Raw genomic sequence first — 23,366 nt, 5'->3', positions numbered from 1 at the left:
TCGGTCCGCCAGGTTGCCGAGCGCCATGAGATTGCGGAGAGACCGGAAAAAATTCATGGGCTTACAGAAGTTTGATGTGCTCCATGTTCCGCCCCGCGTTCTTAGCCACATACAAGGCATCGTCTGCAGCCTTTAACAGAATTGCCGGTTCTGTCTGATCCACAGTTTCAGTATGTCCGATACCGATACTGATTGTCACGCGCCCCTTCGGGCCGGGCGAGTGCAGATCGAGATCATAAATTGCCTGCTTGAGCATTTTGGCGAATTGCATCGCCTGGGCTGGATTTGCGGCGGGAAGAACGGCAACAAATTCCTCTCCACCGTACCTGGCAATCATATCTGATGCGCGCATGGCGCAGTTCCCCAGAGCCTGCGCCACGTTACGAAGGCAGTTGTCGCCCTGGGCATGACCCAGGCCGTCATTGAGCATCTTGAAATGGTCAATGTCTATCATCAGGACGGCGAGCGGCATCTTCGCTCGCACCGCCCGCGACCATTCATCGCGATATCTTTCCTCGAAGTAGCGGCGATTGGGGAGATTCGTAAGGGTGTCGATCTGGGCAAGTCGCGCGAGGCGATCCCGCTCTTCCAGATTGGTCATGTGCGTCAACACGTTGCGTAGACCCGACACCAGCGTCGCCGTGGCGAAACCGGCAATGGCCCACGCCGGTTTCGCCGGAAAAATGATCGCGGATACCGCGAGCAGCATCGCCGGCAACATCAACGGGCTTGCGGCAAGGATCAACCGTTCCTGCCGAACGGCCAGACTGAAATTGTGAACGACGCCGTTATTTCCGCTTGTCGCCATAACCCAAAGCGCGAGGAAGGGAACGTCAATCATCAGATCGGCGGGAATCCCGTAATCGGTGTCGTGGAACAGATGGTTCAAACACCACGCCGCCGGCGTGTAGAGACTTGCATAAACGAGTAAGGACCCGAAGAATCGTCTCTCCTCCTGTTCGCGGCTCGCAATAAACCGAACCAGCGCGAACATTGCGATTAGCAGGTTTTCAACGTCGAATGCGAGCAGGATATGGAATACCTCGACCGAATTCATGTCAGCTGTGCTTGAAAAGGTGAAACTGTGAATGAAGAATACGATACCAAGGGCGAGTGACAAACAAGCATCTGTAAACCGCACAGACAGCACGTCGGTGACAGGGCTCGCCACTGTAAATAAAATCGGAACACCATAGAGAACCGATAACAGAATACTGATGCTTGGACCCGGTTCGGGATTGGGCAATCCCAACACTTCAAGCAAGTTGATGGACAGCCCGCCCGACCAGAAAGTCAGGGCCAACGCGAGCGCGCGCCAGCCTTGGGCATAACCCTTTCGGCTCCTGACGTAACAGGCGACCGCGGCCAGGATGGGCGCCACCACCTGAAGACCAACCGAGATTATCCCCGCCTGATGGGGGAATGATATTATCCCGATAAAGTGGGCTGCAAGAAACAGCGCGCTTCCCGCAATGGGGATGATGGGACCCCTTTCCCTCGGCCGCGTGACGTGGATATCTCCCATGGACCTCCTGACATTCTAAAGCGCACTCTAACGCAGCTTTTTGCACATATCGAAACAAGACGCCGCAAGAAAGCCAGCTTCAGCTGGTCCCGTTGGCGGCGGGGCCGTCGGCGGTCGTATCAGTGGCGCTCCTCTCGGGATTGCAGTTGCAAGCGGGCAGCACGATGCAGGCGCTTGCCGCGGCGATGGTGAGCAGTATGCGCATGGATATCTCTCCGTTCAGCTAGGCCTGGTCGCGGCCTTAGGCCGCCTATCAACGTGAGTTCGATGATCTCGGTTGTGCAGGCACAACCGGAAGGCGATCCGCAGGAGGGCGAAGCCGGATGCAGCCATGCCGACGGCAATCATCCAGACGAGCGTGAACAAATCCAGTGGAGGCACGGCCGCGAGTGCCAGGCCGAGCAGCAGGACAGCCGCGCCGCCGGAGATGAGCATCCACAGGCGGCCATGATCGCGGGGCGGCGTGCACCCTCGGCGATGGTGAAGATCGCCGGTGACGATCGCCCAGATGGCAAGCATAATCGCAAAGGCGACTACCGTCGGGCCTGGATTGAGCAATGCGATGGAGGCAGCGGTCAGCGCTGCGACTGCAGTTAGCGTCGGCCAAACCCAGTGGCCGCCGTACCGCGCCCAGCGAACCCCGAGGACTTCGGACAAGCCGACGCCGATGATACAGTAGGCGGCAAAAGCCAAAACGAGCGTCAACAAGGTGATCGCAGGCCAGGAGATTCCGACCAGCCCCAAGACGATCCCAGCCGCGCCTTTCAGCGCCAACACCCACCAATGCCGAGCGATGCGTCCGTGCAATAGCTAATCGGCAGGGATGTCCGATGGCGGCGGTGCGTCGTTGCCTGGCCGACCGGCCCGAAGCGGTACGCCTGCGGTCATGCCGCTCCAGCCCAGGAGGGTCGCTTGCTCGGAAGGATGGGGCCAATCTTAAACCTGTTCTCGTCATGGCGATGTCCAGGGCCGCAAACGACTATTCCGGTTTCCGAACTGCCTCAAAGTCTGGGGGACGACATGGCCGAAATTTTCTCTTGAACCGCAGGCAAGCCTTCCTATTTTTTTCTCGCCGGACGCCGAACCGGGTCCGGCTGGACATTGAGAGCACCGGCTCTCTCCGGTGCGTCTCATGCCCAAATTGCTCAACCGGAGGATTTGGAAATGAGAACTGCTTTTGACTTCGCGCCGTATCGGCGCTCCACGGTCGGCTTCGATCGCCTGTTCAACATGCTCGAAGCGGGTCAGCGCGAGGATGACGGCTTTCCGCCATTCGACATCGTGAAGGACGGCGAGGACAGCTATCGCATCACCCTGGCCGTCGCCGGCTTCCGCCCTGACGAGATCGAGGTCGTAGTGCAGCAGAATCAGCTCACCGTCACCGGCAAGCGTGCCGAGGACAGCGACAAGGGCGATTATCTGCATCGCGGCATAGCGACCCGTTCGTTCGAACGGCGGTTCCAGCTTGCCGACTTCATCGAGGCCGGCGAGGCGCAGTTCGAGCATGGCCTGCTCAGCATCCAGCTCAAGCGGGTCGTTCCCGAAGCGATGAAGCCCCGCAAGATCGAGATCAGTGGTGGCAGGGCCGCCAATGATCGCCTCGAGGCGCCCAGGGGCGCCAAAGCGGCCTGATCTGATCGAGCACCGGCTCGCCGGCGTCGCCCCGGAGGGCGGCGACCGGCGGGCCATGCCCAACTCTAGCCAGACAAAGGACACAAGCATCGTGGCTATCCGTGATCTGATACCCTGGAGCCGGCAGGAGAACCGGCTCCCCGTCCCGATTAGCGCGGAGCGCGGTCGCGACGACCATACCCATCCGCTGCTTTCGCTCCACCGCGAGGTGAACCGGCTGTTCGACGATGTCTTCCGCGGCTTCGGCGTGCCGTCGCTCGGCAGCCTCGAGCGCGGTCTGTCCTGGCCGAACCTCGAGCTTGCCGAGACCGACACGGAAATCCGGGTAACGGCCGAGCTTCCCGGCCTCGACGAGGAGGATGTGGAGATCACTGTCGAAGACGGCGCGCTGACGCTCCGCGGCGAGAAGAAGTCGCAGGTCGAGGACAAGGATCGTGGCTATACCGAGCGCAGCTATGGGCGCTTCGAGCGGCGCATCGGCTTGCCGAAAGGCGTCGATCGCGACAGGGCGGACGCTCGCTTCAAGAACGGCGTGCTTACCGTGACACTGCCGAAGACGGAGGCCGCGAACGAGAACATTCGCCGCATTCCCGTCAATGGCAAGGCGGCATGACCGGCAGGCCCGGGACTTCAGTCCCGGGCCTAGCTCCGGACAGTCCAAGATCCCGCGCGAAACGGAAGCGAATGTCGCCAATGACAATTGCCAGCTTGGCCAGAGCTATCCGAGCGCATTACCGCCCGATGCGCGGGCCATCACCGAGCCCGCTCCGGTGGCGGTCAATCAGGCAAGCCGGGCGGGCGCAGAGGGCTGGCGGCTGCGTTTTGCCGCGCGCTGGGGGCCACGCCCGATCCCGTGACCGGATGGACGAGCGGCGGCGATCCGCTCGCACAGTTCGAGCTAAGCTTTCCTGACCTTGAAGCGGCGCAGCGCTATTGCCGGCGCGAAGGCGTTCGCTTCAAGGTCCATGGCGGGGCGTGAGCACGCCGTACCATGAGGCCCTATCTCGCCTCCGCGTCCACCGGGCTGGTGCCGTAGCTCACTCGAGTTGCATCCATACTCGTTGTTCAAAGTCACATCGTCAAGGAGCGGTCAGGCGCCGCACCCCTTGCAAATCTCAGTTTTTCAGTCATGTCGATATCAGCCAGCATCCTTTCGAGCTTCATCACCCTGCTCGTCACGATCGGTCCGATCGAGACGGCGGTGGTCTTCGCTGGCCTGACGGCCGGAATTCACCGTAGCGAGCGGATCAGTCTCGCCACGCGCTCGGTCACGATCGCTGCCGCTGTGCTGCTGCTGTTCGCTGTGGCGGGCGGCGTCGTTCTTTCGCTCCTGCATATTTCGCTGCCCGCGTTCCGGGTGGCGGGCGGCGTGCTGCTGTTCCTCCAAGCGTTGACGCTCACCTTTTCCAGTCCCGGCCTCTCGTCGATCAACGAGGGCGAGCGCCGGGAATCCGAAGGGCCTGGCGACATCGCGGTCTTTCCGCTGGCCTTTCCCTTGATCGCGGGCCCCGGAAGCCTGTCGGCCGCCGTGCTCGTCATGGGCCGCACCGGCAACTGGATCGAGGGGGGCAGCGTGCTCGCGATGATCGCCGCGTGCATGATTTTAACCTGGTTTGCGATGCTCGCAGCCGACCGACTTGTTCTGCTGCTAGGGAGCACCGGTGCCGACGTCGTGGGCCGCATCTCCGGCGTGCTCCTCGCCGGCCTTGCTGTCCAGTTCGTCTTTGACGGTCTCGCGGGCGCGCCCTTCCTGGCCGGTTGAATCCGCCGCTATGCGGCCTCGTCCAATACCCGAAGAACTCGATCGAGCATCGCGGCGTTGGAAGCGGCCTTGGGCAGTTTGCGGCGCGCGAAGCGCTGAAGCGGCGCGAGGTCCCGCCGCGGCAGCCGCAGCGTGATCAGGCTTTGTCCCAGCGCATCGCGCGGGATGCGCTGCGCTGTCTTGCCGGATCGCAGGAAGTGATCGAGGAGCCGCTTGCGGTCAGCGAAGGTCCAGCCCAGCGCCTCAAGTTCATCGGGCGGCACCGATAGCAGCGCGAGCGCGAATTCCATGATGTCGTCGAAGGCGAAGGCGAGGACGAGGCGGACCGTCCGTCCGCCCCGTGTGCGCCAGCGCTCGCCAAGACCGCGTGTCATGGGAGCGGGATGATACCATCGACCGCGCGCCACTCGGTGGGGCCGATCAGCCGGCCATGGGCAATCCGGACCGAATGGAGCGCGGCCTCGATCTCGCGCCGCCAGTGATCGAGGAAATCGAACAGTACAGGGAAATCGGGCGCGAGATCATATTCCTGCCAGGTGAACAGCTGGAGAAGCGACGGTGCATCGGGCCGGTAATAATGGATCTCGGCAGTGGTGAGACCGTAGCCCTCCAGCTGTGCGATGAAGCCGCGATCGCTCATTGCCGCTGTCGACCGTCAGTCCGCGGTTCATCGAGCGATCGCATGGCGGCGAATACCTCGTCGATCGGAACGGCGCGCTTGGCGCCGGGCGGCTTTCGCATCGCCGGCTGGTCCTTTACCGCAGAGCGATCGGACGCCCAGGAGGCGAGGATGGCGCGTTTGACTTCCGGCTCCAGGCTCGGGTGGTGTGCAACGTCAAAGGGATGCAAGAAACGGGAAAATGGCTGCGACATGGCCGTGGCTCCTTTCCTTGTGTCGCTCCTTTCTCATGCGTGCGGTGCCGCATGCGGTTCGCGATTTTGGTGCTGATGCGAGTCGCGTCAAGAGGGATGATGTCATCGCATATTGTTGGAAAGGGCGGGATTGGCACTCTGCGAAGGCGAATACCAAAAATTTTCATTCGCCCTCTTGAACCCGAAAATCTCTTTTCCTAGTTCACGCCAACCTGTCGTTCAGATGAACGGCAGGGGCATCACATCATCAATGCATCTGGAGGTTATGCATGCATTTCCGCCCCTTGCACGACCGTGTGGTCGTCCGTCGCATCGAAGCCGAGGAGAAGACCTCGGGCGGCATCATCATCCCTGACACCGCCAAGGAAAAGCCGCAGGAAGGCGAAGTCGTCGCCGTCGGACCCGGCACCCGCGACGACAGCGGCCAGTTGGTCGAGTTGTCCGTCAAGGCCGGCGACCGCATCCTGTTCGGCAAATGGTCGGGCACCGAGGTCAAGATCGATGGCGAGGATCTGCTCATCATGAAGGAGAGCGACATTCTCGGCGTCATCGACAACGTCGTGCCTCTGAAGCAGGCGGCCTGAGCCGCCTGCCATCCCTCTAACCATCAGGAAGGACATAGAAAGGAGTAGCAGCGATGGCTGCCAAGGAAGTGAAATTCGCGTCGGACGCACGCGACCGCATGCTGCGCGGCGTCGATACGCTGGCCAACGCCGTGAAGGTGACGCTCGGACCCAAGGGTCGCAATGTCGTCATTGAAAAGTCGTTCGGGGCACCCCGCATCACCAAGGACGGCGTCACCGTCGCCAAGGAAATCGAGCTTGCCGACAAGTTCGAGAATATGGGCGCGCAGATGCTCCGCGAGGTCGCCAACAAGCAGAACGACAAGGCGGGCGACGGCACCACCACCGCCACCGTGCTCGCCCAGGCGATCGTACGCGAGGGCTCGAAGGCCGTCGCCGCCGGCATGAACCCGATGGACGTCAAGCGCGGCATCGACCTTGCCGTCGGCGCGGTGGTCAAGGACCTCGAAGCCCACGCCAAGAAGGTCGGCGCCAACAGTGAGATCGCTCAGGTTGCGACCATCTCAGCAAATGGCGACGAGGAGGTCGGTCGCATCCTGGCGGAGGCGATGGAGAAGGTCGGCAACGAAGGCGTTATCACGGTCGAGGAGGCCAAGAGCCTCGCGACCGAACTCGAAACGGTCGAGGGCATGCAGTTCGACCGCGGCTATCTCTCGCCCTATTTCATTACCAATGCCGAGAAGCTCAAGGTCGAACTCGACGATCCTTACATCCTCATCCATGAGAAGAAGCTCTCGAACCTTCAGGCGCTCGTGCCCCTGCTCGAGAAGGTCGTCCAGTCGGGCCGGCCGCTGGTCATCATCGCCGAGGATGTCGAGGGCGAGGCGCTCGCGACGCTCGTCGTCAACAAGCTGCGCGGCGGGCTCAAGATCGCCGCGGTGAAGGCGCCGGGGTTCGGCGATCGCCGCAAGGCCATGCTGGAAGACATTGCCATTCTGACTGGCGGCAATGTCGTTTCCGAGGATCTCGGCATCAAGCTCGAAACGGTCACGATCGATATGCTCGGCCGCGCCAAGAAGGTGACGATCGACAAGGACAATACGACCATCATCGATGGCGTGGGGCAGAAGTCCGATATCGACGGTCGCGTCGCGCAGCTGCGCCAGCAGATCGAAACCACCACGTCCGATTATGACCGCGAGAAGCTTCAGGAGCGCGTGGCCAAGCTCGCCGGCGGCGTCGCGGTGATCCGGGTGGGCGGCGCGACCGAGGTCGAGGTCAAGGAGAAGAAGGACCGTGTCGACGACGCGCTCCATGCGACGCGTGCCGCAGTCGAGGAAGGCATCCTGCCGGGCGGCGGCATCGCGCTACTCCGTGCGATCAAGGCGCTCGATGGCCTCAGGGCCGCCAATGACGACCAGCAGTCCGGTATCGACATCATCCGCCGGGCGCTGCGCGCGCCTGCGCGGCAGATCGCCGAAAATGCCGGCGAGGACAGCGCCTATATCGTGGGCAAGCTGCTCGAGAGTTCCGACTATAACTGGGGCTTCAATGCCGCCACCGCGGAGTATCAGGATCTCGTCCAGGCGGGCGTGATCGATCCGGCCAAGGTCGTGCGCACCGCCCTGCAGGACGCCGCCTCTGTCGCTTCGCTGCTCATCACGACCGAGGCGCTCGTCGCCGAGCTTCCAAAGGAGGAGAAGGCCGCGCCGATGCCGGCGATGGACTATTGACCGTAATCGGGGCCGGCGCTCAAGCCGGCCCCGACTTTCTGTTCCAATCGGCAGGCAGGGGCTCGTCGATCTCCCCTGCCCGGCCGGCAGCCCAGGGAGAACCGGACGATGAAGATCGCACAGATTGCACCGCTTGCTGAAAGCGTACCCCCCAAACTCTATGGCGGCACCGAACGCATTGTTTCCTATCTGACCGAAGAGCTGGTGCGGGAGGGACACGATGTCACCCTCTTCGCAAGTGGGGATTCCCGGACCAGTGCGCGGCTCGTGCCGGCTTGCGAAACGGCCCTGCGGCTAGACCCGGGGGTGAAGGATCCTCTTCCCCATCATATGGTCCTGCTCGAGGAAGTCCGCCGCCGCGCCGACGAATTCGACGTGCTTCATTTCCATATCGACCTTTTGCACGCTCCAATGGTGGCCGATTTTGCCGGGCGGGCGGTGACGACATTGCACGGGCGGCTCGATCTTCCTGATCTGCAGCCCTTTTACCGCGCATTCCCGGACCTGCCGCTGGTTTCCATTTCCAATGATCAGCGGCGACCCATGCCGCCGGTCAATTGGGTGCGTACGGTTCACCATGGGCTTCCCATCAACCTGTTGTCGGCCAAGGTCCAGCCCAAAGGCGAATATCTCGCTTTCCTGGGGCGCATCTCGCCCGAGAAGCGACCCGATCGCGCTATCTCAATCGCAGCCGCCGCGGCCATGAAGCTGAAGATCGCCGCAAAGATCGACCCGGCAGATCGCGAATATTGGGAAAAGGTGATAGAGCCGATGATCCGTGTCTCGCCCAACGTCGAATTCATCGGGGAAATCGACGAGCGACAGAAGGCTGAGTTTCTGGGTAATGCGCGCGCCCTGCTGTTTCCGATCGACTGGCCCGAACCCTTCGGCCTTGTAATGATCGAGGCGATGGCATGCGCGACGCCGGTAATCGCTTTTCGCTGCGGCTCAGTCCCTGAAGTCATCGATCACGGCGTATCCGGGTTCATTGTCGACACGCTTGAGGAGGCGGTGACGGCAGTATCGCATCTCGACGCGCTTGATCGCCGGCGCGTTCGCGAGACCTTCGAACGCCGCTTCTCTGCGGGCCACATGGCAGCCGACTATCTCGATCTGTACCGCAATCTGCCCGGCTCCCGGACGCAGGCCGCACGCTATCGGCGGCTACTGGGGGAGAGCGCGGACCTGCAGGTCGTCGCCTGAGGAGGCCTGTCATGCACGCGATTGGCGAAAGGCGGCTAAGCCTACAGCCGCAATCTGACACCATATCCCGGGCGCCCGCTCAATTCTTTGTGCCTGCATCCGCCTCGTCGCATGAAAGAAGGCCCCGTACGCTCAAACATGGAGATACGTTCGCTCTTTTCGATCATAGCGGTGACGCGATTGGCGGCCCTGGTAGTCCCGAAGGCCTATATCATTGTGATACACGCCATCTTTCTCATTTTTATTTGACGATGGAAGATGGCGCGCGTCCCATTCTTCTCAGTTCGGCCCTGCGCGACGACAATGCCACCCTGACATGCGATCTTACAAATCCGGACTTTTCAGGATCAGATGGCGGTCATGGGCTAAAGCATGACCTGATCCATATCCGCCGCACGCGCTTTCTATGGGATGCTGGCCTGCTCGAGAGGCTGACCATTTGCAACTATGACGACAAGGCTCATTCCATTAACCTGAGGCTGGAGTTTGGCGCGGATTTCCTGGATCTGTTCGAGGTCAGGGGAACGACCCGAGAGGCCCGAGGCCGTCTGCGCGAGCCGCAGATTGGCACGGACCAGGTCGTTCTTGCCTATGAAGGGCTAGATGGCATGGTCCGCGAGACCTCCCTCTGCTTTGCGCCGATGCCGCAGGAACTGGATGCTGCCCACGCCGTTTTCACCCTGACGCTCGCGCCGCAGGAGCGGCAGACACTGCTGATCCGAATTCGATGCGAACAAGCGGAGCAAAACCTGGATCTGCGGCAGCACTTCGCCCAGTCCATACGTCAGGCCCGGCGGGCCTTGCGACGTTCCTCCGGCCGCGCAGCATCACTGGTTTCCTCCAACGAGACCGTCAACGAGACGCTGCGTCGCTGCGTAGCCGACACATACATGCTGGTGACGGATACCGAGCATGGGCCGTTCCCCTACGCCGGGATTCCCTGGTTCAGCACAGTGTTCGGCCGGGATTCGATTATCACCGCAATGGAGATGCTGTGGCTCGATCCCGGAATAGCGCGCGGTGTGCTCTCCTTTCTTGCCGCGCATCAGGCGACTGCGTTCGATCCGGATGCCGATGCGGAGCCCGGCAAGATCCTGCACGAGGTTCGCCGCGGCGAGATGGCCATATTGGGTGAGGTGCCCTTTCGTCATTATTATGGCAGCATCGATTCCACGCCCTTGTTCATCATGCTCGCCGGACAATATCTCGAGCGGACCGGCGACCGTGGCTTCATCCGTTCGATCTGGCCTCAGATCGAAGCTGCGCTTGGCTGGATCGACAACCATGGCGATCGGGACGGCGATGGCTATGTCGAATATGGCCGAGATACCGATCAGGGACTTGCCATCAGGGCTGGAAAGACAGTTACGACTCCGTCTTTCATGCGGACGGAAGCATTGCCCGAGGACCGATTGCCCTCGCTGAGGTGCAGGCCTATGTCTATGGCGCCTGGATGGCGGCGGCGACAATGCTCGATAGCTTCGCCGACAGCGATAAGGCGGCAGTGTTCCGCGAGAAGGCATCGGCGCTTCAGGAACGCTTCGACGGCACCTTCTTCGACGAGGCGCTTGGCACCTACGTTTTGGCTCTGGACGGAGACAAGCGCCCGTGCCGGGTTCGCTCTTCCACCGCAGGTCATGTTCTGTTTACGGGGCTGGCCAGGCAGGAACGCGTCGCGCGCCTGGTCGAGACTTTAATGGCGCCGCCATCCCTCTCCGGCTGGGGCATCCGCACGATCCCAACCACGGAGGTGCGCTATAACCCGATGAGCTATCATAATGGGTCGGTCTCGCCGCACGACAACGCGCTCATCGCCGCTGGCTTCGCCCGCTATGGCTTTCGGACGGAGGCAGCCAGGATCTTTGAGGGGCTGACAGCCGCTTCGACCTATGTCGATCTGCGGCGACTGCCGGAACTGTTCTGCGGTTTCCCTCGCCGACCCGCCCAAGGGCCGACCTTCTATCCCGTGGCCTGTATTCCGCAGGCCTGGGCTGCGGCTGCGCCGCTGTTCCTGCTGCAATCCTGCCTCGGCTTGAGCTTTGATCCCCAGGCTGAGCAGATACTGTTCGCTGAACCCACATTGCCTTATGATCTTGATGAGTTGCTCATCCGCCATATGCGGGTCTGCGGAGGCGAGGCAGATATTCTGCTGCGTCGCTCCGGTCGCAAAGTCGTCGTGGATGTGCCCCACCGGACTGGCAACGTACGCGTATTATCGCTGATATGAAATACCGGAGCGGCACCGCCCCGTTCAGCGCCTGTAGCTCCATCGGGTGAGGCAATTCACATGCCAGGCGGCAATGGCCTGATTGTCGGGTATCCCATGGCCGGGATGGGTAGGAAGAGGAATGTCTGCATTGCGGTGTCAGATACTTGATATCGGGCGGTACCGTCGTTTTGCGTATCAAAATGTCCCGAGCCAAGATTTTCATATTGCTCCTTGTTGTCTTAATCTTTGGGGGAGCAGCCGTTGTTGCAACTTCTGACCTCGTAGATGAGCACGAGCTAAAATGCAGAGATAACATTAAAGTCATCGTACACGATGAACCTCTCTGGCAGCAGTTTCGGTCGGAAGCTCAGGCCGCTTACCGGAAGGAAGCAGCAGAAGATCCACCTATAACTGGGAGAACGTACTACAATTCCGTGGGAGAATTTAAGACGTAATTTGGAAATAATAGGACATACTTCCGCCCATTCGCTAGAAATGAAATTGTTCGGGACGACATATTTATCATGAAAGGCGACAAGACCGTCGCTCAATTCGTTGACTTCATATACTCGTATGGAGGTTCATTGGACGGCCCTACCTCTTTCAACTGCCTACATCTTTATAAGGGGATGAGCGTATCCCAACCATAGTTTGCAGAGCACTAGCTGGTCGTCTGTGAAAAGCGCTGAAGCCCGCAGAGAGGCGTGGGTTTTGGTGGATATGAAGTAATCGAATTTGCAAGGTTTTGGGGAAATCGGGCGAAAAGCTTGCGATTACGCGCGCCTGTGCACGTAGGGGCTTTCCTCGCAAGTCGGGTCGTGATTCACTGAGTTGGACGACACGAAGAGGTTTTGCCGATGCCTCCGAAGAAGCCCGCGCCGCGCAGTGACGAGTTGTTCCGCAGTCAGCTCGACAACGTGGTCGACATGGAACACGCGCTGGTGAAATTGGCGGGGCTGATCGACTGGTCACGGTTCGATGCGGCCTATGGACGGTTCTACCATGAGAAAGGCCGCCCTGGGCTGTCGACGCGGCTAATGGCAGGCCTGCACCTGCTCAAGCACATGCAGGGCCTGTCGGACGGAGCCGTCTGCGCCCGCTGGGTCGGGAACCCGTACCACCAATTCTTTTGCGGCGAGCAGTACTTCCGCCACAAGCTGCCACTGGATCGTTCGTCGATGACGCGCTGGCGGAACCGGATCGGGGCCGACAAGCTGGAACTTCTGCTCGCCGAGACGCTGCGCGTGGCGATGGAAACCGGGGCAATGCCGCCGCAGGCCTGCGAGCGGGTGACGGTGTACGCGACTGTACAGACCAAGGCGATTGCCCATCCCACCGACAGCCACCTGCTGCTACGCGGCATCGAGTGGCTGAACCGGATTGCCCGCAAGCACGGCATCAAGCTGCGCCAGTCATTCCTGCGGGTGGGCCGCCAGGCTCGGCGCGATGTCTCCCGGCTGATCCACGGGCGCGGTCACAAGCAGGCGATGCGTCAGGTGCGCAAACTTCGCACCTGGCTGGGCCGGCTCGACCGCGACATCGGCCGCAAGATCGCCGAAAATGAGGAACTCGAGGCCGCCTTTGCCGTCGTCCGCGAGCGGGTGGCGAAGATCCTCACCCAGAAGGCTGGCAGCACAGACAAGCTTTATGCCCTGCACGCGCCCGAGGTGGAATGCATCGCCAAGGGCAAGGCGCAGACCCGCTACGAGTTCGGGGTAAAGACCTCGATCGCGGTGACAAACGCCCGCACCGCCGGTGGCCAGTTCATCGTCGGCATGCAGGCGTTGCCCGGCAACCCCTATGATGGCCACACCCTGTCCGGGCAGATCGAGCAAGTCGAGCGCCTGACCGGCGTCACCGTTGAGCGGGCTTATGTCGATCGCGGCTACAAGGGGCACAAGCATGGCGGGCAGGCCAGGGTCTATATCGCCCACACCCGCGGGATCACCTCACCCACGATCAAGCGCGAGCTCAGGCGACGAAATGCCATCGAACCGATCATCGGTCACACCAAGTCCGATGGCCTGCTCGAGCGCAATCACCTCGCCGGTGCCACCGGCGATGCCATCAACGCCATCCTGGTCGCCGCGGGGCACAATCTGAGGTTGCTCGTCGCATGGCTGACTGCACTTTTGCGCGCCCTCATCGCCGCCTGGCTATCCCCAGTCCTGCCCAAAATGGGCGCTGCCTGAAAGCAGCGTACCAGTTCGATAAACCCCTCACGGCACGTCGGACGCAATCTACCCGTCGCCGAAACGAACATCGCATTGTTCACGGCCGACTAGCTGAACATCCGCTCTGGGGAAGCCGAAATGTCTGGATGAGCGTCCGCCATGGGGCGCCAACCGTCAGGCAGCTTTACCCTGTAGTAAATCACACGATCGGCGGCGCGGCGGCAATGGCCTGTTTATCGATCATGGACGGTGGCGGAAACATACCGCCCGAACGTCAGATGAAATTGGGCCAACAAAAAAGGCCGACGTGGTTGTCGGCCTCAGTCAGTTAGGAGAGGCGCCGAGCCAGTCGGCGATGTCGATATTGCACCTACGAAATCAATTCCGCAACAGCGAAGTGATCCAAGACGCATGCTGGTGCCATTCGCCTGTTTATTGGTTGCGATCTCATCGGTGCAGAATAATCTGACATGGGCCGGGTCAGTTTGGAAGGTTAAGTGAGTGGGTGTTGAGTTCCGGCAAGGCTGGGGATGGCTGGTCCTGGCCGTGCTGACGCTTTCAACCATTGGCGACGAAATCACGCTGCTGACGCTGATGTTCCGCACCGCCGAGAACGCTCCGGCCTACGCGGTGCCTATGCTGTTGATCGCGGAGCTGCTGCCCGGCCTTATCGTCGCGCCCTATGCGGGTCGCCTGATCGATCGCCGGGACGCGGCACCGATTCTGGTTATGGCGTCGGCGCTTCAAGCTGGCGTAATCGCGCTCATCGCCCACTATCCCATGTTTACGGTTGCGGGAGCCGCCCTGTTGAGCCTGCTGTTCACGATCAGCAGCGCCGCGACATTTGCGCTGATTCCAGTGCTAGCGAGCGGATTGGGGATGACGCTCGCACGCGCCAATTCCCTTCTGGAAATGGTGCGCAGCCTTGGAATGCTCGCTGGTCCTGTCGCCGGCGGGGTGCTGGTGGGCTGGATCGGATCGCGCAATGCGCTTTTGGCCGATGCCGCCAGTTTCGCCCTTCTCGCGCTCGTCGTGATGGCAAGCGGCCTACGTCGCAACCCGCAACCGGACGATCAGGAGGAGCAAAGCCTGTTCGCGGACTATCTGCCGCTGATTCGCAATCGACGCTTGATGGTGGTGACGGGCGCGCTCAGCCTCGAAGTGTTCGCGACCGCCATTGCCGACGTTGCTTTCGTTTTCCTCGTCATCGTGACAATGGGAAGCGGGCCGACCGCCTTCGGCGTGTTGACGGCGTTATGGGCAGGCGGGATGCTGATCGGTGCTGCTCTGGCCGAACGGACCATCGGCCATAGGATTGGCTTGGCGGCGTTCGGCACGGGCGCTGTCATGGGCGCGACTATGCTGTTGATCGGCCTCGCACCGATTGGATTTGCGATCGTCGCTGTCGCCTTCATCCTGGGCGGCGGGGCGAACAGTATCCATAACGTCGCTGTCCGCACCCTGCTCCAATCGGAATACTCGCCCGCCGATCATGGCAAGGTCGCCGCGATCTATGGCGCGGTGACACGTACCGCCGTCATCGGTGGCTATGTCGCCGGTGGCTTATTCGTGCCAAACGATGCGCCATCCGCGTATCTCGTCGGCGGCTTGCTAGGCGTCGGTGCGGGCCTGATCGGGTGGCGGATGTTCAATGGGCGATGGAGTGCCGCATCCGCCACCGCATAGAAGTGCTTGGATTGTCCGGATTTTCGTCGTTTCGCCATCGCCGCCTTAACAACGGCAAGCCGCTGTGCTTATGGAATAATCAGTAAGGCAAGGGGAACAGGGCGTGAGCAAGAAATGGACGATTGGGGCTATAGGATTCATGGCTGCTACGGCGGCACCCGCCAATACCCCTGAGACTGTCGAGGTCCGCACGTCTGATGTGGCAACCTTCTATCAGCTCTATGACGCCGCAAACGGCAAGCCTTCTGCCAGTTCACTGCAACGGGACTACATCGACATGGGAACGGACGGTGTGCGCCAGTTCGTTCCTTACCGCATCATTTCAGGTGAAGCGCTTTCCAAAGAAGTCGCCAACGAGGAGGCCACCTATAGGCAAGCCCGGTCGTGTATGGAGGTCTTGCCTGCCGTTAAGTCGAAGTTGCAAGGCGCTTTTCAACGTATCTCTGACCTTGACCCTCAAGCCACATTCCCGCCCGTCACGATTCTAATAGGCCGGAATAATAGCGGAGGAACGACCGGTAAGTCCGGCGTTTTGATCGGTCTGGAAGTGGCCTGCCGTTCGTCCTGGCTGCAACCTGACCTGACTGACAGGCTCTATCACCTCATCGCCCATGAGTACGGCCACGTTGAGCAATCTCCCGCGCTTGAGGAAGATAGTGACGACACCACTGTTCTTAAGCAGTCACTTATAGAAGGTGTCGCTGAACTTATCGCGGAGTTGACGTCAGGACAGGTGAGCAACATTCATCTGCAAAAGTGGACGGCGGGGAAATCTAAGGAAATAGGCCAACGCTTTCTGTCAGACGTCGATAACGCAGATATTTCATCCTGGCTCTACAACGGAGTTGGCTCACCTGAAAACCCCGGTGATTTGGGGTATTGGGTGGGATTTAAGATCGCGAAAGCCTATTACGATAAGGCATCGGACAAACGTGCCGCGATCAGGGCCTTGCTTGATCTTAAAGACCCTAAAGCGATCTTGAGGGATAGCGGATGGCATCCGGGATCGTAAGCTGATCGGCAATCACACGGTGGCGGCGTGGCGGCACAAGCCTGATTTTCGGCTAAGCCGGGTGGCAAGCTGCCACTTGTGATCGTAGGCTCGACCAATGAGCAATTCGAATGCCCACGAACATGCAGTTGAACGAGAAGTGCTGCTGCGTATCGAGCCATTGGGAGCCAGTTTCAGCCCTAATATATGGAGGACTGAGCCGGGTAGGCCCGCCCCCGGAGAGCCATATCCTGAAATATCCGTGGCCTCCGAGGTCGTGAGACCGACCTACATAGGGTCCATAACCGGGCGGCTTGAGAATAAACTCTTTGTGGGCGCGGTTAAGACAAGCCTTAATGAGCTAGGTGATTTCGCCCATACGGGTGCAGGAAGATTAGAATTGGTTTCAACGAAGATGAAAGCGTTCATCGAATCGTTTACCCCTAAAAAATCTGAATTTATCGCAGTTGAGACCAGTTTGCTTGCCGAGGGTGAAGGCGGGGACATGGAGGTGGGCGGTGGTGCGGTAATTAGTGGCGCTTACTGGCTGTGGAATTGTCACAATTGGCTCGATTTAATCGATGAGGTCAGGAGTGAACGCGAACCGTTGCACCCTCTTCGGGAACAGGTGCGGATGGACCTTCCGGGGCACCCTATTCAAACTGTTCGCTCTTGGGGTTCATCGATCGACCGGCGAAGACGACTTATTCTGCGTCCAATAGATTACGCTTCAAACCCATTTTTTCGAGTCACTGGCATTCATAATTCCCTGTTTATTAGTCCCGCCGTTGCCGACGCCCTCGAATGCAACGGCATCCTCGCTTGGGCAGGAAGCATATCTCTAAGTTACACAGAGCTAGATACTTTATCGCCGCCGTCTCATGTTGCCCTCCCATTTAGGGTTTTTGATAGTGACCGTTGCATCCCGGACGAGTTTTCGCGCCCCTTTGCTTCACGCATTCCAAACCGATGAACAATGTTCAGTCGATTGTTTGATGTCCGGAATGGGGGGTGGGTTCAACGGGTGGCGGCAACACTTTAATCTTTTGGGGAAGATGGAGTGTCGCGATGAAGCAGCGTCGTCGGATCTATTACACGGCCAGCCAGCGAGCGGAGATATGGGATCGCTGGCAGCGCGGGGAGTCGATGAGTTCGATCGGGCGCAGGTTTGATCGAGAGTCATCGTCGGTATTCTCGGTAATTTCGCCGGCCGGCGGTATCCGGCCCGCCGATCGCAAGCGTGGCAGCCGTGCGCTGAGCCTTGCCGAGCGGGAGGAGATATCGCGGGGCCTGAGCGTCAGTGAACCCTTGCGGGCGATAGCACGGCGACTGGGCCGCGCGCCCTCGACGATCAGTCGGGAAGTCAGGCGTAACGGCGGTGGCGCACGGTATCGGGCGACCGCGTCCGATCAGGCGGCTTGGGACCGAGCCTTGCGGCCCAAGCCCTGCAAGCTGGCTTGCTCGCCGCCACTGGCCCGGGCAGTATCGGCCAAGCTGCGCCGCAAATGGTCGCCGGAACAGATTGCGGGGTGGCTCAGGCGCAATTTTCCTGAGGAGCCGCACAGGCAGGTGTCGCACGAGACCATCTACAGAAGCCTTTACATACAGGCACGCGGGGTTCTGAAGAAGGAGTTGCTGGAGCATCTGCGCGCCCGGCGCACCATCCGCAGGTCCCGGCACGCCAGCCTCAAGCGCAGCGGACATGGCCAGATCAAGGATGCCGTCTCGATCAGCGAACGCCCCGTCTCTGTCGAGGACCGCGCCATTCCCGGTCACTGGGAAGGCGATCTGATCGGCGGCACGAAGAACAGCTACATCGCCACGCTGGTCGAACGGCATTCGCGCTATGTGATGCTGGTCAAGGTCGCCAACAAGGACACAAGGAGCGTCGTGTCGGCGCTGATCAGGCAGACGCAGCGCCTGCCGCGCGAACTCTACAAGTCGCTTACATGGGACCCCGGCAAGGAACTGGCCGATCATCCGCGCCTCTCGCTGGCTAGCGATGTCGAAGTCTATTTCTGCGATCCGCAGTCGCCCTGGCAGCGCGGCTCCAACGAAAACACCAATCGCCTGCTGCGACAGTATTTTCCCAAAGGAACAGATCTGTCGCTATACAGCCAGGCCAAGCTGAGTGCCGTTGCCCGGCAACTCAACGAACGACTAAGGAAAACGCTCGAATACCAAACACCCGCAGAGCGCTTTCAAGCTTGTGTTGCCACCACCCGTTGAACCCACCGGCGCTAGCCGACAGGCAGCTTGACCCTGTCGTAAAACACATGGATTACCGGATTAGCCCTCGGCCCTTGTGAGAAGCGGCCAAGAGCCAAACCATCCTTTGGTGCGTATCCGATCCTCATAGATTGTGCGCTTTTCGACGCGAAAGCGCGAGGTTGGGCGCAAAACAAGATCGAGCAGGTCGTCCAATCCGAAAGGGGCCGCGATATCGCAGCCATCCGATCCACGTCTCCGGGCGGCAACCGCCGTCGCGGTTTCCGGCCAGTAGCGCATGGCGTCGGTGGCGGAAGCGTAGGGAGCATCGCCGTTCCGACCGTGCATTCGAGCCTGGTTCTTTACTGACCAGGTGATCGAAGGCTCCAGAGCCAGCAAGTGGGCCTCGAATTTTCGATCTTCTGCCGCGTCGGCGCAATCCGGATCATACCAGATCACATCAACGTCTGCATTCGGTGGCGCGATAGAACGCTGATGAAGATGATCCCATACAGCGTTTCTCACAAAGCCCGCTCCGATCCAGCAGTCTGGCAAGTTTAACGCTTCGACCACACCCAGAAGATGCCAGCGGAGCGGGTCTGCACGAAGGATCGAGCTTATGCGTGAGGTAGCAGCCATCGAAACAAGCTAATGGCATGTTCGCCAATTGGGAATGATCGCAAGGGGGAGCGATCATGGCCTGACGGAAAACCCCTCGACTGGCGTTGTCGGACACTTTCTCAATCCGACAGTGATTCTCGGACAGTCAGGCGTTCAAGATGCCCATGCAACGCCGTGCGCGACGGGATCACCGTGCAAATGCGCTATGACTGGCTGAGATTCATGTGATTCCCGCCACTGGCGAATGGTACGTCCGTTGAGTCTGCACCAGATGACCGGAGAAAACAATTAGTTCAATTGCTGGGTGGAGAGTTAATCTTAAGAAGTTTTTAAAATTGCACCAAAATTCCGAAAGTTCAGACCTGATTGAATTTTCTCAATAGATGAGCAAATTGCGCAAGATCCTGGTCTCTCCAGCCCTCGATACGCGCGTAATAAGCGTCGACCTTGACCAAATTTGCGGCTCGTATTTGAGCCTCACCTTTCTCCGTCAAGCTGTAGAGGACGCCGCGGCCATCCGCAGGGTCGGGTGTGGCCATCGCCAGCCCTGCGCCGCACAGCGATTTCGCCAAACGGCTCACCGCACTTTTATCCATAGCCAGCTTCCCTGCCAATGCGCCTGCCTTCGCCGCGCCGCGTGCGGAAAGCAGCACGGCGACCTGATAGGCTGCGGGTTGGAGGTCGGCATCAAACGCCTCGGCGCAGGCGTTCACCGTCGCCCGAAAGTCGACCAGCAAAGCACTCAGTTCCCTCCCAACGGCGGCAACAATGTCTGAATGATCCTGACCCATCCTCTCGTCCTTCATCGCCACCATAACAGGTAGTGGACATTTATCAACAATCATGGTTAGTGGATATATATCCACGATATGGTGCCGTTATGAACGATAGACCCTTAATCCTTATCACCGGAGCAACAGACGGCATCGGCCATCCGGCAGCGCTGGAGCTTGCTCAACGTGGGGCCGATCTGATCCTGACGGCGCGTAACGAAAACAAGGCGGAGAGAACGCGGGAGGCGATAGCGGCGGTCGCCCCCACTGCCTCAATCGATATATATCTGGTCGATTTCGCTGATCTTGCCGCTGTGGCTACAACCGGTCGAGCAATCGCCGCGCGGCATCCCCGCATTGACGTACTCATCAACAATGCTGGTCTTCATGCCTTCCAACAGCGCGTTACCAAAGATGGCTTTGCCGAGATGATCGCGGTGAATTACCTCGCGCCCTGGCTGCTGACCGATATTCTTCGCGATATCCTCTTAGCATCGTCCTTTTCCCGCATCGTTACGGTAGGATCGGAGGCATCGCAGCAGAGTGTTAGCCGCGACATCATTAGCGATCTGTTCGCAACGGCGACTTTCACTGCGCGAGGATCGTCTAAAGTCTATGGCTTTTCCAAATTGTTGGACATTATGTTTTCCCTCGAACTCGCGCGTCAGCTTGAAGGCACTGGCGTCGCCGTCAACTGCCTCTGTCCCGGGTTCAATGTCACAGGCCTTGGCCGCGAGCTTGGCTTTGCCCGACCGCTAGCGTGGCTGTTAAAAAAGTTGGGAGGACCGGAACTGTGTGCCATCGCCGACTGCGGCCACGATCGCAGTCGCTTTGATCGGGCCCACGCCGGGGGCAGAAGCCAGACGTTGACTTTCCGGACTGGATTTATGCCAAGCGACGATCCGCGCTTCCATCCCACCGAGCTTCTCGGTCAGCGCGTCAATGTGCCGGAAGAGGCACTGCAACGCCTCTCTTGCTTCGAGGGGCACCGTCGTCTCGTCGGCCGTTGACAGGCGCTGGCTCAACGTCGCGAGCTGTCGCACGCCTTTACCTGCAATCAGGCCGTATTCCCCCAGCAGTCCGCGCAACGCGTTAATTGTCGTTGTCCGCTGTCGGACCAGCATGCTGCGGACGCGGTGCAAAGCTAGGATAGACTGCTGTTGCTTCGTCTTGATCGGGACGAACCGCATGTTCGGCTTGGTCGTGGCCTCACAGATCGCTTCAGCATCGGCCGCGTCCGTCTTGTTCCGCTTCACATACGGCTTGACGTATTGAGGGGGAATAAGCCGAACCGTGTGGCCGATCTCTACCAACATACGAGCCCAGTGGTGGGCGCTGGAACATGCTTCCATCCCGACAATGCATGCCGGCTGCTTAGTGAAAAATGACATTATCTCGGCGCGGGCAAGCTTGCGACGCAATATGGTCACACCGGCTTCGTCAACGCCGTGCACCTGGAATACCGTCTTGGCCAAATCGAGGCCGATCGTAACAACTGACATGGCTTTCTCCATTTGATGGCAACCCTCCGAATATGATTTATCCAATGGGGGTGGTCCATGCCATCAAGTGGGCGGTATCGCGCCGCTACATGACACTGGAAACCCTCGGCTCGGTGAGCCATAACCCTATTGTCAGCTTGCCAGCACTGGCAGCCTGACCTGAACCCGATCCTGCCGTAGATCGACGGTTCCTACACCACCCCGCGGGACACGGCCCAACCGACCGACGCCAATACGTCAATTTGTACTTGCAACGCGGGAGCCATCCACAGACGACGGTCGCGAAAGGGTCGCGTCCGTCAATGTGGTGTAAAATCGGGTGTGGCCACTGGGCTGCATTTTCAGGCGGCCTTGGGTGTAATCTGTAGCGGCTGTGCCTCCTCGATCATTGGTGTGGCAAGGGCGGCCATGCCCTCGATCTGCATGTAGCGGTGCTGGAGCTGGTATTCGTCATTCTGCTCGAGCAGGACGGCGCCGACGAGGCGGATGATGCTGTCCTCGTTCGGGAAGATGCCGACCACATCGGCGCGGCGCTTCACTTCCTTGTTCAGGCGTTCCAGCGGATTGGTGCTGTGGAGCTTGACCCGGTGCTGCTCGGGGAAGGTCATGTAGGCGAGCACGTCGTGCTCGGCATCGTCCATGCAAGCGCCGAGCTTTGGCCAGCGGGCGCGCAACTGATCAGCGACCTGCCGCCAGACCTGCGTCGCAGCGGCATGGTCGGGCTGAAGGAAGACCTGACGGATTGCAGCGGCAACGACGGTATTCTGGCCCTTGGGCACATAGGCCAGGGCGTTGCGCATGAAGTGGACGCGGCAGCGCTGCCAGGTCGCGCCCATGACGCGGGTAATCGCCGCCTTGAGCCCCTCGTGGGCATCGGAGATGACCAGCTTCACGCCGGTCAGGCCGCGCCGGACGAGGTCCTTGAGGAAGCTCGACCAGAACGGCTCGGCTTCGGAAGGACCGATGTGCAGGCCGACGATCTCGCGCTTGCCCTCGGTGTTGACGGCCACAGCGATTATCGCGGCGACACTGACGATCCGCCCGCCCTCGCGCACCTTGAGATAGGTAGCATCGAGCCAGAGGTAGGGCCAGTCGCCGGCGAGCGGCCGCTTGAGGAAGGCGTGGACCCGCTCGTCGATGTCCTTGCACAGCTTGGATACCGAGGACTTGGAGATGCCAGTCATGCCCATCGCCTGCACCAGTTCATCGACGCGCCGGGTGCTGACGCCGGCGATCCATGCTTCCTGGATCACCGCGACCAGCGCCTTCTCGACGGTCTTCCTTGGCTCCAGAAAGCCGGGAAAGTAGGCGCCGGTCCGCAGTTTGGGGATCTTGAGATTGAGCGTGCCGAGCCGGGTGTCGAGACTGCGGTCGCGGTAGCCATTGCGCCAGGTCGTGCGATCGCCGGAACGCTCGTGCCGGCCGGCGCCGACCAAGCCATCGACGTCGGCCTCCATGATGATCTGTAATACGTTCTCGGCGATCGTGCGCAGGAAATCTCCATCTCCGGTCTTCGCCATCAGCTCGGCAAGCGGTAATCTATCGTCGGTCATCGGGATCAACTCCTCGGTGGGCGTGTGAAGTGTGGTAACTCCACCTTACCGATGAGCCCGGTGGCCACCGAGATCGAATTCGCATGGGTGGGGCATGCCCCACCCATGCGATCGCCTCAATCTACACCGGAAATTACACCACGAGCGCGGACGCTAACCGCGAAAGTCCCAGCGTTGTCGCGTTGCAAACGAATGAATGCTCCAAAACGTTAAACTTGGGGTCGTCCAGTTTGGTCCGATACGAGCATCGTGATAATTTGCACGAAGGAGAATGATATGACCCGTGTCGCCCTTTATGCCCGCTATTCCGACGATAAGCAGAGTGCTGCCTCGATCGATGACCAGTTTCTGATCTGTCGGGAGCAGGCGGAGCGCGAAGGTTGGCACATCGTAGGAA

At 60.1% G+C, this 23,366-nt stretch carries 24 protein-coding genes and 2 pseudogenes (1 of these 26 only partly in view); 16 read left to right on the top strand and 10 right to left on the bottom strand.

What is annotated here, in order from left to right; all coding sequences use genetic code 11:
* Positions 1–61: 61 nt before the first annotated feature.
* The 3 genes from V474_RS07040 to V474_RS07035 form a co-directional block, all read right to left on the bottom strand.
* Positions 62–1,525: a GGDEF domain-containing protein gene (locus V474_RS07040; RefSeq protein ID WP_059150850.1), complete on the bottom strand. Its 1,464-nt coding sequence runs from the start codon at positions 1,523–1,525 to the stop codon at positions 62–64.
* 79 nt (positions 1,526–1,604) lie between these two features.
* Entirely contained in the window at positions 1,605–1,730 is a 126-nt protein-coding gene (locus V474_RS26795) for a hypothetical protein (protein ID WP_269085129.1), read from the bottom strand.
* A gap of 14 nt (positions 1,731–1,744) precedes the next feature.
* A complete protein-coding gene (locus tag V474_RS07035; RefSeq protein WP_169795024.1) occupies positions 1,745–2,299 on the bottom strand; it encodes an HdeD family acid-resistance protein in 555 nt (184 codons plus the stop codon).
* A 390-nt stretch (positions 2,300–2,689) separates the two neighbouring features.
* Here V474_RS07035 and V474_RS07030 point away from each other — a divergent pair, with 390 nt between their 5' ends.
* From V474_RS07030 to V474_RS07020, 5 genes are all read left to right on the top strand, one after another.
* Positions 2,690–3,157: an Hsp20 family protein gene (locus V474_RS07030; protein ID WP_059150848.1), complete on the top strand. Its 468-nt coding sequence runs from the start codon at positions 2,690–2,692 to the stop codon at positions 3,155–3,157.
* Positions 3,158–3,248: 91 nt separating this feature from the next.
* Positions 3,249–3,770, top strand: a complete 522-nt coding sequence (locus V474_RS07025; RefSeq protein WP_059151428.1) for an Hsp20/alpha crystallin family protein — start codon at positions 3,249–3,251, stop codon at positions 3,768–3,770.
* Positions 3,754–4,014: a hypothetical protein gene (locus V474_RS26125; protein ID WP_169795023.1), complete on the top strand. Its 261-nt coding sequence runs from the start codon at positions 3,754–3,756 to the stop codon at positions 4,012–4,014. The genes V474_RS07025 and V474_RS26125 overlap by 17 nt, the downstream gene beginning before the upstream one ends.
* Entirely contained in the window at positions 4,011–4,136 is a 126-nt protein-coding gene (locus tag V474_RS26120; RefSeq protein ID WP_169795022.1) for an NADH dehydrogenase ubiquinone Fe-S protein 4, read from the top strand. Before V474_RS26125 ends, V474_RS26120 begins: the two co-directional genes overlap by 4 nt.
* A gap of 150 nt (positions 4,137–4,286) precedes the next feature.
* Complete coding sequence (locus V474_RS07020; RefSeq protein ID WP_059150847.1) at positions 4,287–4,919, top strand: MarC family protein; 633 nt, start codon at positions 4,287–4,289, stop codon at positions 4,917–4,919.
* A gap of 8 nt (positions 4,920–4,927) precedes the next feature.
* On the opposite strand, the gene V474_RS07015 is transcribed toward V474_RS07020, so the two are convergent.
* Genes V474_RS07015 through V474_RS07005 form a run of 3 tightly spaced genes read right to left on the bottom strand, consistent with a single transcriptional unit; the run spans position 4,928 to position 5,792 of the window.
* Positions 4,928–5,293: a hypothetical protein gene (locus V474_RS07015; RefSeq protein ID WP_059150846.1), complete on the bottom strand. Its 366-nt coding sequence runs from the start codon at positions 5,291–5,293 to the stop codon at positions 4,928–4,930.
* On the bottom strand, positions 5,290–5,559 hold the full coding sequence (locus V474_RS07010; protein WP_059150845.1) for an usg protein: 270 nt from the start codon (positions 5,557–5,559) through the stop codon (positions 5,290–5,292). The genes V474_RS07015 and V474_RS07010 overlap by 4 nt, the downstream gene beginning before the upstream one ends.
* Positions 5,556–5,792: a hypothetical protein gene (locus V474_RS07005; RefSeq protein ID WP_059150844.1), complete on the bottom strand. Its 237-nt coding sequence runs from the start codon at positions 5,790–5,792 to the stop codon at positions 5,556–5,558. Before V474_RS07005 ends, V474_RS07010 begins: the two co-directional genes overlap by 4 nt.
* Positions 5,793–6,061: 269 nt before the next feature.
* On the opposite strand from V474_RS07005, the gene groES reads away from it, so the two are divergent.
* The 9 genes and pseudogenes from groES to V474_RS06965 all read left to right on the top strand — a co-directional run bounded on the left by groES (position 6,062) and on the right by V474_RS06965 (position 18,541).
* Positions 6,062–6,376 (top strand): co-chaperone GroES, encoded by a 315-nt coding sequence (gene groES / locus V474_RS07000; protein WP_059150843.1) that lies wholly within the window; start codon positions 6,062–6,064, stop codon positions 6,374–6,376.
* A gap of 53 nt (positions 6,377–6,429) precedes the next feature.
* Positions 6,430–8,049, top strand: coding sequence for a chaperonin GroEL (groL, locus tag V474_RS06995; protein ID WP_059150842.1), 1,620 nt, complete (start codon positions 6,430–6,432; stop codon positions 8,047–8,049).
* A gap of 108 nt (positions 8,050–8,157) precedes the next feature.
* Positions 8,158–9,252, top strand: a complete 1,095-nt coding sequence (locus tag V474_RS06990) for a glycosyltransferase family 4 protein (RefSeq protein ID WP_059150841.1) — start codon at positions 8,158–8,160, stop codon at positions 9,250–9,252.
* 11 nt (positions 9,253–9,263) lie between these two features.
* Positions 9,264–11,479 (top strand): annotated as a pseudogene (locus V474_RS06985) (amylo-alpha-1,6-glucosidase).
* An 839-nt stretch (positions 11,480–12,318) separates the two neighbouring features.
* Complete coding sequence (locus tag V474_RS06980) at positions 12,319–13,653, top strand: IS5 family transposase (protein WP_059150840.1); 1,335 nt, start codon at positions 12,319–12,321, stop codon at positions 13,651–13,653.
* Between the two features lie 576 nt (positions 13,654–14,229).
* Positions 14,230–15,321, top strand: a complete 1,092-nt coding sequence (locus V474_RS06975) for an MFS transporter (protein ID WP_236710807.1) — start codon at positions 14,230–14,232, stop codon at positions 15,319–15,321.
* 103 nt (positions 15,322–15,424) lie between these two features.
* A complete protein-coding gene (locus tag V474_RS06970) occupies positions 15,425–16,333 on the top strand; it encodes a DUF2268 domain-containing putative Zn-dependent protease (RefSeq protein ID WP_148649309.1) in 909 nt (302 codons plus the stop codon).
* A 241-nt stretch (positions 16,334–16,574) separates the two neighbouring features.
* Entirely contained in the window at positions 16,575–17,285 is a 711-nt protein-coding gene (locus tag V474_RS25500) for a hypothetical protein (RefSeq protein WP_148649308.1), read from the top strand.
* Between the two features lie 95 nt (positions 17,286–17,380).
* Positions 17,381–18,541, top strand: a complete 1,161-nt coding sequence (locus tag V474_RS06965; RefSeq protein WP_059150838.1) for an IS30 family transposase — start codon at positions 17,381–17,383, stop codon at positions 18,539–18,541.
* A 60-nt stretch (positions 18,542–18,601) separates the two neighbouring features.
* On the opposite strand, the gene V474_RS06960 is transcribed toward V474_RS06965, so the two are convergent.
* Together V474_RS06960 and V474_RS06955 are read right to left on the bottom strand one after the other, a co-directional pair.
* The gene (locus V474_RS06960; RefSeq protein ID WP_059150837.1) at positions 18,602–19,159 is read right to left on the bottom strand and encodes a nucleotidyltransferase family protein; all 558 of its coding nucleotides are present in this window, start codon (positions 19,157–19,159) and stop codon (positions 18,602–18,604) included.
* A 338-nt stretch (positions 19,160–19,497) separates the two neighbouring features.
* On the bottom strand, positions 19,498–19,947 hold the full coding sequence (locus V474_RS06955; RefSeq protein ID WP_236710805.1) for a MarR family winged helix-turn-helix transcriptional regulator: 450 nt from the start codon (positions 19,945–19,947) through the stop codon (positions 19,498–19,500).
* Positions 19,948–20,021: 74 nt separating this feature from the next.
* Here V474_RS06955 and V474_RS24820 point away from each other — a divergent pair.
* Positions 20,022–20,645: pseudogene (locus tag V474_RS24820) on the top strand (SDR family NAD(P)-dependent oxidoreductase); the annotation flags it as partial.
* 36 nt (positions 20,646–20,681) lie between these two features.
* Here the strand turns inward: V474_RS24820 and V474_RS26940 are convergent.
* Positions 20,682–21,416: an IS110 family RNA-guided transposase gene (locus tag V474_RS26940; protein WP_407938317.1), complete on the bottom strand. Its 735-nt coding sequence runs from the start codon at positions 21,414–21,416 to the stop codon at positions 20,682–20,684.
* Positions 21,417–21,757: 341 nt separating this feature from the next.
* The gene (locus V474_RS06945) at positions 21,758–22,969 is read right to left on the bottom strand and encodes an IS256 family transposase (protein ID WP_059150834.1); all 1,212 of its coding nucleotides are present in this window, start codon (positions 22,967–22,969) and stop codon (positions 21,758–21,760) included.
* Between the two features lie 276 nt (positions 22,970–23,245).
* Here V474_RS06945 and V474_RS06940 point away from each other — a divergent pair, with 276 nt between their 5' ends.
* Positions 23,246–23,366, top strand: partial view of a recombinase family protein gene (locus V474_RS06940; protein WP_082699722.1) — the 5' end (the start) only. Its footprint extends 1,574 nt past the window's final position; 121 of the gene's 1,695 nt are visible here — the first part of the coding sequence; the start codon lies at positions 23,246–23,248; its stop codon lies off the right edge, out of view.

It is taken from the genome of Novosphingobium barchaimii LL02, from assembly GCF_001046635.1.
Taxonomy (GTDB): Bacteria; Pseudomonadota; Alphaproteobacteria; order Sphingomonadales; family Sphingomonadaceae; genus Novosphingobium; species Novosphingobium barchaimii.
This window is presented reverse-complemented; position numbering and strand designations above follow the sequence as displayed.

Excerpts from the sequence above, each read along its gene's own strand:
- V474_RS07040 (WP_059150850.1), bottom strand. The coding sequence starts at position 1,525 with ATGGGAGATATCCACGTCACGCGGCCGAGGGAAAGGGGTCCCATCATC.
- V474_RS26795 (WP_269085129.1), bottom strand. The coding sequence starts at position 1,730 with ATGCGCATACTGCTCACCATCGCCGCGGCAAGCGCCTGCATCGTGCTG.
- V474_RS07030 (WP_059150848.1), top strand. The coding sequence starts at position 2,690 with ATGAGAACTGCTTTTGACTTCGCGCCGTATCGGCGCTCCACGGTCGGC.
- V474_RS26125 (WP_169795023.1), top strand. The coding sequence starts at position 3,754 with ATGGCAAGGCGGCATGACCGGCAGGCCCGGGACTTCAGTCCCGGGCCT.
- V474_RS07020 (WP_059150847.1), top strand. The coding sequence starts at position 4,287 with ATGTCGATATCAGCCAGCATCCTTTCGAGCTTCATCACCCTGCTCGTC.
- V474_RS07015 (WP_059150846.1), bottom strand. The coding sequence starts at position 5,293 with ATGACACGCGGTCTTGGCGAGCGCTGGCGCACACGGGGCGGACGGACG.
- V474_RS07010 (WP_059150845.1), bottom strand. The coding sequence starts at position 5,559 with ATGAGCGATCGCGGCTTCATCGCACAGCTGGAGGGCTACGGTCTCACC.
- V474_RS07005 (WP_059150844.1), bottom strand. The coding sequence starts at position 5,792 with ATGTCGCAGCCATTTTCCCGTTTCTTGCATCCCTTTGACGTTGCACAC.
- groES (WP_059150843.1), top strand. The coding sequence starts at position 6,062 with ATGCATTTCCGCCCCTTGCACGACCGTGTGGTCGTCCGTCGCATCGAA.
- groL (WP_059150842.1), top strand. The coding sequence starts at position 6,430 with ATGGCTGCCAAGGAAGTGAAATTCGCGTCGGACGCACGCGACCGCATG.
- V474_RS06990 (WP_059150841.1), top strand. The coding sequence starts at position 8,158 with ATGAAGATCGCACAGATTGCACCGCTTGCTGAAAGCGTACCCCCCAAA.
- V474_RS06980 (WP_059150840.1), top strand. The coding sequence starts at position 12,319 with ATGCCTCCGAAGAAGCCCGCGCCGCGCAGTGACGAGTTGTTCCGCAGT.
- V474_RS06975 (WP_236710807.1), top strand. The coding sequence starts at position 14,230 with ATGTTCCGCACCGCCGAGAACGCTCCGGCCTACGCGGTGCCTATGCTG.
- V474_RS06965 (WP_059150838.1), top strand. The coding sequence starts at position 17,381 with ATGAAGCAGCGTCGTCGGATCTATTACACGGCCAGCCAGCGAGCGGAG.
- V474_RS06960 (WP_059150837.1), bottom strand. The coding sequence starts at position 19,159 with ATGGCTGCTACCTCACGCATAAGCTCGATCCTTCGTGCAGACCCGCTC.
- V474_RS06955 (WP_236710805.1), bottom strand. The coding sequence starts at position 19,947 with ATGAAGGACGAGAGGATGGGTCAGGATCATTCAGACATTGTTGCCGCC.
- V474_RS26940 (WP_407938317.1), bottom strand. The coding sequence starts at position 21,416 with ATGTCAGTTGTTACGATCGGCCTCGATTTGGCCAAGACGGTATTCCAG.
- V474_RS06945 (WP_059150834.1), bottom strand. The coding sequence starts at position 22,969 with ATGACCGACGATAGATTACCGCTTGCCGAGCTGATGGCGAAGACCGGA.